The following is a 15,442-nucleotide window of genomic DNA, read 5'->3' on the forward strand; positions in this document are numbered from 1 at the left end:
CTTTATGGTGTCCGTTCGGCACTTAAATCATCAATCGAAAATCCGCTGCCCCATGCGTCCCAGGATCGAAAGTTTCGGATCGTTACATCGGATGTTCGAGCGTCGAGCGTCGCGGTACAACGAAACATGGGCGTCTGCCGGTCACGAAAGGAAACAATCTGGGCGTGGTAACAATCGCCTCCGACAGTGATCCAAGGTTGCAATTGTTTGAAGGTGGGCAAGTCGACGACGTTTTCAATCAATAACCAAGCAATCGTATCACGCGACGCATCCGTACCAGTTGCCGACGAACGGCGCTCGATAATTTGTGCGACCGCCTCGGGCGTCATCCACGGCACTCCGAGCAAAACTTCTCGAGGGGCCTCGTTTACGTCCACTTGGCCGTCAATGACTCGTTCGGGGCGAACGGTGACGTCATCCACTAGTGCTCTAAGATAATCACTGCGATCGCCAAAGTCATCGGAGAAAGGGCTACGGATTCGTAAAACCTTATTCTCGGGTTGTGGTATCGCCACCGTAGCTCCGACCAATTCGAGGCTACTGGAAATCCACACACCAGCGGGCACCGAAAAATCAGGCGGCCACTCCGCAGCAGAAATCGTCGTGATATTGCTGCCCGCAGATCCGCTCGTTGTGCCACCGTACTGGCGATAAGCAATCACAAAGTTGGCTTGATCTGCCGTCCATACGGCCATCAAGTCCTGATGTAGTTTTTGCAAATCGTTGCCATTCAAGAAAACCCGCGGTGAACCCGTAAGGGTCTCGTTTCGCTGTCCGCTGTCGAACGTCACAAAGTCTCGCCAAGCAACGGGAGCGATTGGCGACAACGCTTGACGAGAACCGGATGAGTAACGAGGCAAGTCATCATACGCGTCAAACCCATTCGCCGACAGCGATGCACTTTGCAGCGCAAGCTCTAGCGAATCGAGTTGATAATTGTGATCCCAATCGCCGCCTGTCCAATGCCAAGCCCAACTGCGTGCCAGCCCGTTTGCCGAGTTGTCGCTTGAGCGAAGTGAATTGCCGCTCCCGGCGGCTCCCTCGGTCGCAAACGCCCCAATCCGATCACTTAACCGCCGATCGCTCGCTTTGCCGGTGTCTTTTATCCGGTACGCCCGCATGATCGCATCGGCCATCGACGCTTCCATCTCCGGCAGATTCATTAGCGATTTCCTCGCTTGGCCAGGAACCGCTTTCTCCCATTCATTCAATACCGCCAAATTCAATTTTGCCGATTCATTGCTGAGCCCAAACCGCCACGTTTTGGCTTGTTCGATCGAGGTTGGATCGGTTTGTGTGCTAGATGCCCCCGATACAGAGAACGGTGAAATCACCGAGAATGACCAAACCGAAGTGGAATCATCGGTGTCGGCCCATTCGCCCTCTTCGATCTCAATACCGGCAAAGGATTCGGGGCTGTTATGATGCCATCCGATACGCCCGCCGCGAGGTTGTTGGATCGACACCCTCAATGCATCGATGGCGCTCATGGCAGTCAGGCGGGCCTGAGTCCGTTCGATTTGCCGTTGGCTGATTCGATACGCATCCGTCATTTGCTGATTAAACCCGTACGCGGCTAACGACACGAGCATCACGATTACCATCACGACCAGCAACGCCATGCCACGTCTTTTCATTTGAAGGCGTCGCCGCTTCATCGTAATTCTCCGCATGACAAACACGCTGCACTTCCAGACACAAAAACGACGATTCGGACATCTCGCTGCAACGCATCGCCGTCCGCCGACACCGTTGCGGTGGACTCTAACGAAGCGACATCTTGCGTCACCGAAGGATCGTCCCATTGACCATCTAGCGAAATATCCTCGACGGAACTCTCCGCCGGCGGATCGATGCGATAGGGATTCGATGCACTTGGAAAATCGAAACAAAACTCAATCGCACGCGGCAATTGCCCCTTTAACTGGCTATCCCATTGATCGGTCCACTCATTTCCATCGCTATAGCGAAACCGAGCTGCAACCAAATTGCGAATACGGCTGGTCCGCGTGGCGGAGGAACGGTTGGTGATGACGTCTTCTTCATCTCCCATCCGGTACAGGTCGGCGGTTGACAAGATGCGATCCACATCCAACGTCTGTGTTGCATCATTCCATCGGTCGATCGGACTCAAACGACGCTGCAATTGAAACACTTCTTCATCGTCATCGCTGGATTTATCGGCAATGATTTCGTAGGTCAAATGATGAATCGTTAACGGATCGAGCGCGGTCGACAGGCTATGGTTTTCCAGGTTCATCGCATCAGTCGTTGACGTTATTGGTTCTGCCCCGCGAGTCATTTCATCGAGCCATGGCAACGGATCGAATGGTGGTAGGATGTCGACGGAAAAACCGTTTGCGTCTCCTTTGAACAATCGAAACTCACCCGAGATTGGTTCGCCATCGAGAGCGCTCGGCGGTTGATACGGCTGAGCCAAACATGCCGCGTCCGATTCGAGTTGGCTGCGAGTCACCCGGATCATCGACATTTGATAAGCTTGATTCCACCCCCGTTGCTCTGCCACTCGGTAGGACCCCAGAATGGACCAAGCCACCATCATCAACGTGCCAAGTAGTGCCAGTGAAATCATCAGTTCCAAAATGGTGTACCCCGAAAACTGCCGATGCCGAATCATGGTAACGCCTCCGTCATCGGTGAAACGGTCGCTCGATCCGACCCCAGACTGGAGACTTCGGAATCCGCTGACATCTCATCGATCAATTCCGATTCACTTGGCGTCATTGCCCACCGTACCAAACGCACGATCGCGGCGTCTTCCGACTGCATATCCTGTACTCCGACGCGCATGATCGAAACAACGATCCGTTTCAGCCTTGATTGCTCAGGCGATGTCATGCTGGCGTTATCGGTGGTGATCGCCGATTCTTCGATGACGTAAGACCATCGTGGGTCGGCCTCGAAGGTGCCTTCCAAGTTACCGTCGGAGTTGCATCCACCAGCCAAAAATTCATCCATCGTGGATTCTGCAAATTGCAAGGCAACCGTTCGTTCTTCCGCGATCCGAGCGAATCGACTGGCTTGGCCGACGAGTGCAAACAGAGCCGCGCCACTTCCGGCCAAAACGGCGGTGGCGATGATCAATTCCATCAGCGAAAACCCATGGCGAGCATTCATGGCACAAACCCTTCATCGGAGGGTGCCATTTCGACCGAATCAGCATCGACTTCCGCCGGTGGATCCAGCGACGCTTGTTCCGTTCGACTCGTTGATGATCCTGGCTCGACGGAGGCAAGACGTGATGTACGCATCATCCCGGTAGTAGCATCAAGCTGCAATGCAATTCGGCTGCCGGTGGCGATATCACGCAGCACAATCACGGCATCGCGACTTTGCCCATTGGGCAAAAAAGGCAGATACCACCGCTTCGATTCGGTGTCAGCCAACGTTGACGAGTCGGGTTCGAAATCCATCGACCCAAGCGAATCACCGGATTCGAATGACGTTTCATTGTCGAGCGATGTGGCGATGGGCGGTCCATTCGAATCGCTTTGCGGAGCATCGATTTGACTATCCAGTTTGACTTCATCGACCACAATATCCACTGGAAACGTCATCGATTGCAGAGTCGTATTTTCGATCTCGCCCGCATCGGATACTGCTTCGACCGAACTTGACGAAATGAGTTGCTCGGCGATCAATTCGTTCCATGCACCCCATGGGACCGACGTCTGTCCAGACTCGAAACGCATTAAAAGTGGTTGTCCCTCTATCGCTGCCGATTGTCGGCAGATCGCGATTTGTTCGCGCAGTCCTCCAGCGGCTTGCTGGAGGGCAGAGTCCGCGATTGGGCGGCGCAAACTTGGCCACGCAACCGCCACCACCGCGACCATGATCGAGAGGACGACCAATAGCTCGAGCAACGAAAACGCGGTACGGGTCGGTTTCAATGGTTGCACCCTACGTGACGACTATAATGTTGTCGTTTCCGTATCCATGATGTCAGACTCTTCTTCGCCGTCGGCGGGACGGTTGGCGATATCGTCGTCGGTCCCGGCTTGGCTGTCGGGACCCGCAGACGAAATCCGTGGAAAATCAGGTCGTTCGCTATCACTGCTACCTTCGGCAACATCATACTCGTATTGGAATTCATTGCCCCACGGGTCGATCGGCAATTTCGTACCGTCGATGTAGGGTCCGGCCCATTTACGAGCTAACCGTTCATCGTCGGGCGCTTGGAGAAGTGCCTCGAGTCCATCTTCGGTCGCTGGAAAAACCTTCATGTCGACCACGTACATTTTCAGTGCCGACGCCAGGTTTCCGATTTGGACCTCCGCCGTGCGAATGTCCGCTTTTTGTTGCGATCCCAACAAGCGTGGTCCGACCATAGCGATCAAGCCAACCAAAATAATCAACACAATCATTAACTCGAGCAGCGTAAAGCCACTACGACGGTTTCTTCGTTTGCGATTCATTCTCTTTCATCCTTTTCTTAGAGCCTATCCGAAAAGAGGTCTGACTCTCTCCGGCGAGGCCGAAAAAACTAGTTAACATTTGACTCGATTTAAAAGGGTCAGCCCCCTTTTTGGATAGTTCTTAGTTTACCGTTGCATTTAAATCAAAGACCGGCAAGAGCACACCCACGATCACAAACATGACCATGCCGCCGATCAGTACCAACATCAATGGTTCAATCATGCGGACCATCACCTCCAATTGCCGTTCGACTTTATTGTCAATGCGGTCTGCGATCTTCACCAACACATCGTCAAGTGAATTGGATTCTTCAGCGATTCGGATCATCGCCATAATTTGTGGTGGAATCAAACCGCTGGCCGCGAGTGGTTTGGCAAGGGTGTCGCCGGTGGTTACGTTCTCAGCCGACTTCATCATCACTTCCTGCAGCACTCGGTTTCCCGTCGATTCGCTGCTAATTTTCAGCGATTTCAATAGGGGCACCCCGTTTCGCAGCAGCGTCCCCAGGACTCGGCATGCTCGTGACACGGCGGCATCATGAAAGATGTTCCCCATCACTGGAATCTTCAATTTCCATGTATCCCAGTGCAATCGCCCGCTGTCCGTAGCAATGAATTTTTTCACCGCAAATACGATCACGACAACGGGTATCGGCAGCAGTAGGCCGTAATTCATCAACCCGTGACTGACGGCCAACAACAATATCGTGATCATTGGCAACCCCGATCCGGTCGCTTCCAATCGATCGAAGAACGGTTGAAACTTGGGCACGAGGAAGACCATCATCAAAGATGTAATCAGCGTACCGACGAATCCCAAAATGAGCGGATACGTTAACGCACCGATGATCTTAGCCCGCATTTCATCTTGTTTGTTTAGAAACACGCTGGTTCGTTGCAACGATTCTTCCAGGAACGCCCCTTCTTGTCCGGCGCGGACCATGCTGAGCGTCAACTCCGAAAAGATCGCTGGCTCCGCTGCCATCGCTTGATCGAGTGTCGATCCTTCAGCGACCGAATCATGGATTCGTCGCATTGCCGCTTGCAAGCGAGGATGGATCGTGACATCGGCTAGAATCGAAAGCGACTCAAGCATCGGCACACCGTTGTTGAGCAGGTCAGCCAACTGAGTGCAAAGGTCAGCAATCTGCTCTTTCTTGATTCGCTGGGGAAGTTCAAAGCCAGCGCCAGATCCAAGCATCGGCTTGACATCGGAAACGGAGACAGGGTAGAGCATTTGCTGGCGAAGTCGCTGCATCGCAGCCCGTTTGGTTTGGGCAGCAATCGTTCCCTCGCGGCGTTCACCGGTCGCGGTCTTAGCCACATACGCAAAATCGGGCATGGTCAATCCGCCTTGGTAACGCGGAGCACCTCTTCGATGGTCGTCATCCCGCTGATCGCCTTATTCCACCCATCCTCTCGTAGCGTCTCCATGCCAGCCCGCATCGCTGCGGCTTTGATCCTATTCGAAGCACCACGCTGAGTCGCCAATTCGCGAATCTCGTCGTTGGTCACCAGCAACTCATAGATCCCCATTCGTCCTTTGTATCCGGTTCCTCGACATTGTTCACAGCCGCGCGGCAAGTACAACGGACCATCGAGTTTTTCAAACGGAAAATCGTCCGCCATGTCGCATTTTCGTGGCTCATACGATTCACGGCAATTCGGACACAGCCGCCGCACCAATCGCTGGGCCATCACGCCTTCGACCGTGCTGGCGACCAAGAACGGTTCGACACCCATGTCACACAAACGCATGAACGATCCGGCGGCATCGTTGGTATGCAGCGTGCTGAATACCATGTGGCCGGTTAATGAGGCCTGCGTCGCATTTTCGGCTGTTTCCAAGTCGCGGATTTCACCAATCAAAACCACATCAGGATCATGACGCAAAATCGCCCGCAAGCAAGCCGCAAAACTCAAACCAACCTTCTGCTGGACCTGAATCTGATTGATACCATCAAGTTGGTATTCAATCGGGTCTTCCGTCGTAATGATCTTTGTATCTTCGGATTTGATCTCATTGAGTGAACTATAAAGCGTCGTTGTCTTACCTGAACCCGTTGGCCCCGTGACCAACACGATCCCGTGCGGCATCCGAATCAGCTTTTGATACTTTTGGTAGGTGTCCTCCGGCATCCCAATTTGCCGTAGACTCAAACTCAAGTTCGACTTGTCCAAAACACGCATCACGACCCCTTCGCCGTGGAGCATGGGAATAATCGAAACACGCAAATCGACTTCTCGCCCCGCCACTCGTAGCTTGATTCGTCCGTCCTGTGGAACTCGCTTCTCGGCGATGTTCATCTTGGACATAATCTTCAACCGACTGACAATCGCCGCTTGAAACTGATTCATCTCCGACGGAATACTTTGCGGCTGCAACACACCGTCAATTCGGTATCGCAGCTTTAAACGATGCTCTTGTGCTTCGATGTGTATGTCGCTGGCTCGCGCTTCGACCGCTTCGCTTAGGATTTCGTTGACCAATCGCACAACCGATGCTTGAGTCGCGGCTTCGGCGTCCTCCGATCCGTCCAAGTGCAACTCTTCGAGCATTTGTACGTCGCCGGATTGTTGCTTTTGCATCGCAATCAAACCGTCAATCGTTTCGGCACCCACGCCAAGATGCTGCTTGATCAATTGACGTACGGTCTCAGGAGTCGCCACGACCGGCCGAACTTCTAATGACAACGCGGTCGCAATGGTATCAAACGCGCTGAATGCGAACGGGTTGCTGACGGCCAACCGAATCCAGCCGTCCGCTTTCTCGATCGGGAAGACTTCGTAACGATGGACCATCTTTAGCGGGAACCCGTCGAGCGCCGATGGATCGACCTCCGCTTCTTCGGCATCGAGCCATTCCAGTCCGAGAACGCGAGCGGTTTCCGCCAATAGTGACACACCACTCTCGAAATCCCATTGGATCGCCAAGGCACCGAGGTCCGAACGCCCAAGTTCTGAACGATCCCTCAGGGAATCGGCAACTTGCCTAAGTTGCAGAGCAGTGAGGGCTGGGGCGATGTTTTTTGACTGTGTAATCATCGTTTCGTCGCCTGTTTGATAGCCAATGCCAGAATCTTTTCCAGAATCTTTACAAAAATCGACGACCGAACGACAAACTGCCGTTCAAGATTCGGTCATCAATAGGACATTTACGGCTAGGTTCAAGGTGGGATCGGAGAGTTTCGCAGCTACCATGCCGCTCGCCTTCCCCGATTTACTACGGAAGGTCCTTACGTCTTATATTGTAGCAAACCTGCCAGATCGCGTCAAAGTGACACCGGGACGTCACCGCCGCCCACCCCGACCGCCGTCGTTCTGGCCCCTCATCAATTGCAGTGCCCGCTCGATCTGACCAGCATTTGTTTGTTGCAATTGAATGATTCGCATTCTACCGGTGCGGTTCGTATCCGCTTGTCTGTCGACTTGTTCAATGAACGTACGAATTTCGGAGGAAAGCTCGGGTGGAGCGCGCATGACGATGGAATTACTGATTTCGTCGACACTGAGTGTCAACAGCGGCCCCGATGCCTCGGCGTTGATCTGTTCCAACATCGAGGCGACCTCTTGCGAAACCCCTTCGGGAATCGAAATTTGAGGCCGTTTGCTGCCTTGCGACAATTGGCTGCTGTAGACCGTCCGCAACAGCTCCTCGACCCGCTCGGCGGCGGTATGTCGAATCGGGATCAATTGAGGCGTTGCAAGTTGCAATGCATCAACGAATTCCGATGAATCGAGCACGGCCAACAAGTCCTCGATCACGCCTCGATCGGCCCGCGATCCCTGCACAATCAATGCGTTGATTCGCGTGTCGGCCACAATCCGAGTCTCTGAACTCGTCGACGAGAAACGACTATTACTGCCGCGATTTTGGCGAAACAAATTTTCGAGGATACTTTCAAGATCGTCCGCGTTGCCATGCTGAAGCACATAGATCGACAAATTCCCGCTCTCGGCTACTGGCATCATCGGCGGCGAAACAGCGACCTCCATCAACTTCGTTAGCATCTCCAATGCTTCGGAATCCTCCGACGCGATCACCCACCGCCCATCGCGTGGCAGAATCAAGACAGCGGGTGGCTCTATCTCGGATGAGAAAGGAGGGTCCTCGCTAGCCGGTTCCGCAACCAGTGTCACGTTGGGCTGGCCATCAAGGCCGGCACCGCGGTTCAACACGCCATCGGTGCGTCGCGGTGGTATATCCGGCGCATCCGAGTTTTCCGAACGAATCACTCGCAGCGGATTCTTGCGGAGACTCGGCCATACTTTTTGTAGCTGTTCAAGCAGCGATTTCGAATCACGACCGACCACGATCGTTCGTACTCGAGCGTTCGATGGAACTCGCGGCGATGCCGCCATCCCAGGTTCTTGAATCGTCTCGCCCAATCGCCCCAGCAGATCGCGAATCTCTTCCATCTGCTGCGCTGTTCCGCGAATCAGCAATTGTTGACGATCCTCGTCAATCGTAATCGTCGGGGTGTCCTTGCTGGGCAAATCGGCAAACAAGGCGTCGACCGCATCACGAACTGAATTCGGATCGTTTTCCTGCAAAGGAAATATCGCTAATTCGCGGTCAGGTGGTTCAAACTGTGCAAGCGTTTCCTCCACCGTCTGCAACTGTTCAGCATTGCCGATCACCACCAATTGGTCATTGTAAAAATCGTACCGTACTTCCACTTCCGGACGTGCATTGATGAACAGACTTTGGACCGCGTCGGCGACTTCCTCACCATCGATTCCCGAGAGTGCGAAAGCTTTCAACCGGCGGTCACGTGTCAACGGATCGACTCGGTCCATCTGCTCGATCACCTGCTTGGCAATCTCTTGTTGTTTCGGCAATCCGACGACGAACACGGTCCCGCTTTCTTCATCAGCACTGACACCGACTCCGGCCCCTCGACCAAACGCTTGTTGCAGTGCCGCGACGACCGCTTGCGGGCTCGCCTTTGCCAACGAATAAGCCTGCATTGCCTCGGACCGGCCCGGTGCTGAATTGATTTGATCCACCAACGTCGCGATTTCAGCATGTTCTTCTGCTGTCGCGGATACGATCAAACTATTATTCGCCCTATCGGCCCCAATCGACGCCTGGGGAAATGTCGATTGCAGCGCCAACCGCATTGCATTCGGATCACCGTTTTCGAGCACGTAGCTTTCGGTCGTGCGTTTGGCACCACTGTTCAGTTCTTCGACAAAGGCAGCAATCTTGATTTGGTCTTCCGCCGTAGCGGAGGCGATAAGACGGTTACCAACGTTGTCCGCCGAGATCGTTGCCTTGGGAAAGCTCGCTGCAACGGCGGAACGAATCGATGCCGCACTGCCACTTTCAATCGCGTAGCCCTTGGTTGTCTTTAGACCATCCGAATTGATCGATTGGATCAGTTCAGCGATTTGAGCATGTTCCTCTTCGGTTCCCGAGACAATCAGGCAATTGTTAACTCTATCGGCCCCAATCGATGCCTGAGGAAATGTCGATTGCAATGTCAACCGCATCGCATTCGCGTCACCGTTTTCAAGTACATAACTTTCGGTCGTGCGTTTCGCACCGCTGTTCAGGTCTTCGACAAAGGCAGCGATTTTGGTTTGGTCCTCCACCGTAGCCGAGGCGATAAGACGGTTACCAACGTTGTCCGCCGAGATCGTTGCCTTGGGAAAGCTCGCTGCAACGGCGGAACGAATCGATGCCGCACTGCCACTTTCAATCGCGTAGCCCTTGGTTGTCTTTAGACCATCCGAATTGATCGATTGGATCAGTTCAGCGATTTGAGCATGCTCCTCTTCGGTCCCCGAGACAATCAGACAATTGTTAACTCTATCGGCCCCAATCGATGCCTGAGGAAATGTCGATTGCAATGTCAACCGCATCGCATTCGCGTCACCGTTTTCAAGTACATAACTTTCGGTCGTGCGTTTCGCACCACTGTTCAGGTCCTCGATAAAGGCGGCGATTTTGGTTTGGTCCTCCACCGTAGCCGAGGCGATAAGACGGTTACCAACGTTGTCTGCCGAGATCGTTGCCTTGGGAAAGCTCGCTGCAACGGCGGAACGAATCGATGCGGCACTGCCACTTTCAATCGCGTAGCCTTTGGTGGTCTTAAGACCATCCGAATTGATCGATTGGATCAGTTCAGCGATTTGAGCATGCTCCTCTTCGGTCCCCGAGACAATCAGACAATTGTTAACTCTATCGGCCCCAATCGATGCCTGAGGAAATGTCGATTGCAATGTCAACCGCATCGCATTCGCGTCACCGTTTTCAAGTACATAACTTTCGGTCGTGCGTTTCGCACCACTGTTCAGGTCTTCGACAAAGGCAGCGATTTTGGTTTGGTCCTCCACCGTAGCCGAGGCGATAAGACGGTTACTAACATTGTCTGCCGAGATCGTTGCCTTGGGAAAACTCGCTGCCACGGCGGAACGCATCGATGCGGCACTGCCGCTTTCAATCGCGTAGCCTTTGGTTGTCTTTAGACCATCCAAATTGATCGTTTGGATCAATTCAGCGATTTGAGTCTGCTCCTCTTCGGTCCCCGAGACGATCAGACAATTACTCGCGGAATCGGCACCAATGGAGGTTTTTGGAAAACTAGCCAACACCGCCGATCGCATGGCGTAGGCGTTTCCCGATTCAAGTTGGTAACTTCTTGTCACTCGCCTACCGCCCGAATTCATCGAATCGACCAGCTTGGCGATCTCCTCCTGCTCTTCGTCGGTCGCCGAAACGATCAACGAGTTGCTGGTATTGTCAGCGGCGATGGTTGCCCGTGGGTACGACGTTTGAAGTGCGGCCCTGAGCGAATTTGCGTTACTGCCTTCCAGCTCATAGTTCTTTGTCGTCTTGCGTTTGCTAGGATCGGACTCCATGCTCTCAATCGCTCTGGTCACCCTTTCCAGAATGTCCTTGGGAGCCGTAACGACCAATCGATTGCTGACTCGGTCCGGCGTCACCCGAGCGGTCGGTGCCATTTGCATCACGGCCTGTGACATTGAGGTGGCATTGACATCACCGAGTTGGAACACCTTTGTTTCCGCGTCATCCATTTGTCGATCGTCGTATTGCTGAACAAAAGCCTTGATCGTTTCGTGGTCTTCCTCGGTCGCGGTTGCCGCGATTGACTTGCCCAACTTATCAGCGGCAAACACCACTTTTGGCAGCAGTGTTTGCAGGACACGAACCGCGCCAGTGGGGTCACCATAGTCCAGCGGATAAACTTCCGATGTCGTTTCCGTTGGCTCCGGGACTTGCTCTTGCAGCTGCAGCAGCCATTTTTCGTATTTCGCGTGTTCGACAGGGGATGCAAGCAGTACGATTCGTTCGGGGTCGTGACTGGGCATCAAACGAGCCCTGGGCACCACGGATTTCACCCCCGCAACCGCTTGCTGTGTCAAATCCTTGCGGATTTGATAGACTCGCAAATCTTGTTGCCCAGCCTTTGCGAACGCGTTTTCAAGTTCTTCGATCGTCTCTTGGATTGCCGCATGATCGTCTTTGCTCGTTGCGATGACGAACCGATTCGTCCTCGCTCCACTGAGGACTTTCGCGTTGGGATGCCTTTCGCTTAACATCGTCGAAAACGCGATTGGGTCGGATTCATTCAACTCGTACGCTTGGACAATCACATCAGCGGCTGGGCCCGTTTCCTCGGACAACTTAGTCAATAAAGTCGCCACTCGTTCGTGATCATCTGGTGAAGCCAAGATCATGATTTTGTTTGGATCGTTCGATCCTGTCGTGACAACGGTCGCGCGGGGAACCGTTGTTTTTAGCACCGATGTGAACGCCGTTCGTATCGATTCGAATGCCTCATACAACCGCGGCTCTAACCTTGATCCTGCTTCGCTCGCACGCTTAGTCTTTTCAAGCAATTCGGAAATTTTCAACTGTATGTCGCTTGATGCCAACACCGTCAACTGACCCGTGGCTGCGTCCGCACCGACGGTTGCCGTTGGGAACAATGAGATCACAACACTGCGAATGATCGCTGCACGTTCGGGCGGCACCTCAAAGATCTCGATCTCGCGTCGACCTTCGGCGGTTTCACTCAACTGTTCGATCGCCGCCGCAATCCGGGTGTGCTGCTCGTCATTGGCCCACACGACGATCGCACGATTGACCGTATCGCTGCTAATGACCGCTTGCGGAGCGATTTGGCTAAGCACCGTTGGCAAAGTTCGCAAGTCACCCATCGGCACGTCATAGGTTTCAACATGCATCGCTTCGCCCGAGGGAGCCATGTTTAGCCGCTCGATCGACATTTTGAGCGATTCGTGGTCATCGGCGTTTCCGGATGCAACGATTCGATTGCTGGGCACATCGGCTGACAATTTCATCTGCGGCCACATCGACTGTAGCGTCCGTAAGATCGTATTCGCCTTCAAATCCAATAATTCATAAGCCCGAATTTCTTCGCTTGCGAACTTGGATCCAGGACGATCCATCTCGCTGATCAGCGTCTTGATTCGACCATGCTGAGCTAAAGTCGCTGTCACGACCAACTGATTACGCCGATCATCGGCAACGACCGTTACACCTTCAACCGTTCGATCGATCAACGTTTTGACGTCCGCTGCAACAGCTTCTTCGAGACGGTACGCCAATAAAATCAGTTCCTGTTCAGGTGGCGTCGGCTTACCGAGTTCTTGCACAAATTCCTCAATCCGCTCATGCGCTTCTTCCGTTGCCATGATCATCAATCGCCGGGCGGCATCATCGATGGTCATTGTCCCGACCGGCTTGAACTTGCCACGGCTCTGTGTCGCCGCGATGGATGCTAGCACTGGAGAGAGCAGTTTTTGCAGTTCGCCGGGCGTGCGGCCTTCGAGCCGATAGGTCTTGAGTATTAAATCTGGCACGGTTGGCAGTTCGTCTGTGACTTGAGCCAATAACTCAGCGACGTGGCCGTGAGTCTCTTGTTCAGCCCATACCGTCAATCGATTGGACGCCGCGTCGATGGTCACACGAATACCGGGGAACCTGGTTTGCAGTAGTTCGCTAAACAACGCAGGATCACGTTTTCCAAAATCGTAAATTTTGGGCCATTTCAACTTGGTTTCCGGCGTTGTTTGTTTGACTTGTTCCAAAGCCTCGGCAACCTCAGCCTGATTCTCTGCGGTCCCCCACACCAGCATTTCCGCTGAGCCATCTTCGCCCTTTTTACGAATAATCGGGCGAATGCTCGGAAACTTCTCTGCCAACACCGGTTGCAACTGAGTCCATCGTTCCAGCTCGCTAGCCGTTAACGAATAGGTTTTCAGCAGCCGATCGGGCGGCGATGGAAGCGCCGTCAACAATTGCGGCAGCATCGTCTCGAGCCGCGTTTTCTCTTCCGCCGTCCCGAGCAAGATCAACTGTTTCGCGTCCGCATCAAGCCAGATTTTGGCTTGCGGCACAATTTTGGCGACCGTCGAAAGCCACGCGGCAGTTCCCGTTCTCGGTAACTTAAACGCATGCAGCGTTGAACCGCTTTCCACGCCGGTTCCCCGCCAACGGTCAATCACTTGTTCCGCCAGTGCAATCTCTTGGTCACTACCACGAACGACCAAGGTGCCGAGCGACCTGTTGCCGACCACTTGCGCCGAGGGAATCATATTTTGGAGCGCCGCAGAAATCGTGGGCGCTTGAGCCGGTTCGACTTGAAACGCTTTGACCGCGACTTGTTCGTCAATCGACGCAATCCCCATCGCCTTGAATGCCTCGGCGATTCGCTGTTGATCCGCTGGCGGGGCCGTGATAAAAACTCGTGATGCCTTTTTATCGACACTGACGATTGCTCGTGGCGCAATGGCGGTGACTTGTTCGCGAATTTGCTTTTCATCGCCGCTACGAAGCGGGTAGCCTACCGAGACAGATGCCGGTGCCACTGACAAGCTCTCTCGCATTTTCTCGATCGCCGATTGGATCGCAGTCTGTTGGCCTGGCTCAACATAGGCGGTCAGCAACCGCGTCTTTGCATCGACGGCAACCCGTTTACTGCCGACCAATTCCTTTACGGTTTCGAGCACCACTTGCGGGTCCAAGTCACCGAGAGCATACGCCGCGAACACGGGCGCCGGCGATTCTTTTCGTCCCACCGGTTTTTCGGCAGCCTTCGGTTCGGGTACGGTGTTGATCAAGACATTGATCGTATCCATTTTCCCTGCCGTTTCGATCACCAATAACTGCTTACTCTGAGGCAATGGTATGGCGCGGCCAAACGACCCTAAATAGGGCTGGACCTCTTTCATCACCGCATCAACAGGCCGATTGCCCAGTGAAAACAACACGCTAATCAATTCAAACCGACCACGACTCGGTAGTTCTTCAAGCTGCACCCGCGGGACCAATTCAATCGGTATGGAATTAGACAGTTGAAAGACGGTCAGCATCTTCTCGCGACGCACCAACGTGTAACCGTGAGTCAGCAGCACGCTGTTGAGCAAATCGATCGCTTCCGCGGCCGAGTAGGATCGCGTGTCGGTGTACGTGAACGTGCCTGGCGGAACTTGGTTCATCACCAAGGTCAATCCTTCTTGGCTAGCGAACCACTGCAAAACGTCTCCCCACGGCTGCTCGCGAAACTGGAATCGCAGCTTCATGCTTGGGGTTTGATTGGACCACGCCTCGACTTGGGCATCGGTGAGCACGTTCCGAATTTGTTGATTGAGATCGTCAATCTTCGCGGACCTGGCGTTCTCCGCTGTTTCGTCTCCAGCTTCGTCTGAAACCATCCATTCGGTACGCTCGGCCAGCAGCGATTGAATCGCAGCACGCTGTTGGTCGCTAAGCCCCAATTCATCAGCTACCTGTGGATGAATCAGTCGATTGTAGTCGCCCGTCGGCGGTGCAACCTTTTCAGCGTTTGAATTGGAAGTCGCAGGCTGCGGCGGCTGTCCTAAAGCCATCTTGGCCAGAAAAAGGCTTGATGGCTGAAGAAGTAGCGGCAAAAACACCAGACGGAGCAGGTTTTTGAAGGCAAACATTCGTTTGGAATCCAGGCGGGAGTTTCGCAAATCGCGAAACGGGT

Annotated in this window: 8 protein-coding genes; all 8 read right to left on the reverse strand. The window is 53.7% G+C overall.

Features of this window, described 5'->3' with window-relative positions:
- Positions 1-2 precede the first annotated feature (2 nt).
- Positions 3-1,658 (reverse strand): hypothetical protein, encoded by a 1,656-nt coding sequence (locus Q31b_RS05680; RefSeq protein WP_146598608.1) that lies wholly within the window; start codon positions 1,656-1,658, stop codon positions 3-5.
- Complete coding sequence (locus Q31b_RS05685; RefSeq protein WP_146598609.1) at positions 1,655-2,638, reverse strand: prepilin-type N-terminal cleavage/methylation domain-containing protein; 984 nt, start codon at positions 2,636-2,638, stop codon at positions 1,655-1,657. Before Q31b_RS05685 ends, Q31b_RS05680 begins: the two co-directional genes overlap by 4 nt.
- Positions 2,635-3,138: a type IV pilus modification PilV family protein gene (locus tag Q31b_RS05690; protein ID WP_146598610.1), complete on the reverse strand. Its 504-nt coding sequence runs from the start codon at positions 3,136-3,138 to the stop codon at positions 2,635-2,637. Before Q31b_RS05690 ends, Q31b_RS05685 begins: the two co-directional genes overlap by 4 nt.
- On the reverse strand, positions 3,135-3,911 hold the full coding sequence (locus Q31b_RS05695) for a hypothetical protein (protein ID WP_146598611.1): 777 nt from the start codon (positions 3,909-3,911) through the stop codon (positions 3,135-3,137). Before Q31b_RS05695 ends, Q31b_RS05690 begins: the two co-directional genes overlap by 4 nt.
- 21 nt (positions 3,912-3,932) lie before the next feature.
- Positions 3,933-4,436, reverse strand: a complete 504-nt coding sequence (gspG, locus tag Q31b_RS05700; protein ID WP_146598612.1) for a type II secretion system major pseudopilin GspG — start codon at positions 4,434-4,436, stop codon at positions 3,933-3,935.
- Positions 4,437-4,557: 121 nt separating this feature from the next.
- The gene (locus Q31b_RS05705; protein ID WP_146598613.1) at positions 4,558-5,778 is read right to left on the reverse strand and encodes a type II secretion system F family protein; all 1,221 of its coding nucleotides are present in this window, start codon (positions 5,776-5,778) and stop codon (positions 4,558-4,560) included.
- Positions 5,779-5,780: 2 nt separating this feature from the next.
- Positions 5,781-7,481 (reverse strand): GspE/PulE family protein, encoded by a 1,701-nt coding sequence (locus Q31b_RS05710; protein ID WP_146598614.1) that lies wholly within the window; start codon positions 7,479-7,481, stop codon positions 5,781-5,783.
- A 246-nt stretch (positions 7,482-7,727) separates the two neighbouring features.
- On the reverse strand, positions 7,728-15,398 hold the full coding sequence (locus Q31b_RS05715) for a secretin N-terminal domain-containing protein (RefSeq protein WP_146598615.1): 7,671 nt from the start codon (positions 15,396-15,398) through the stop codon (positions 7,728-7,730).
- Positions 15,399-15,442 lie beyond the last annotated feature (44 nt).

Source organism: Novipirellula aureliae (genome assembly GCF_007860185.1).
Classification (GTDB): Bacteria; Planctomycetota; Planctomycetia; order Pirellulales; family Pirellulaceae; genus Novipirellula_A; species Novipirellula_A aureliae.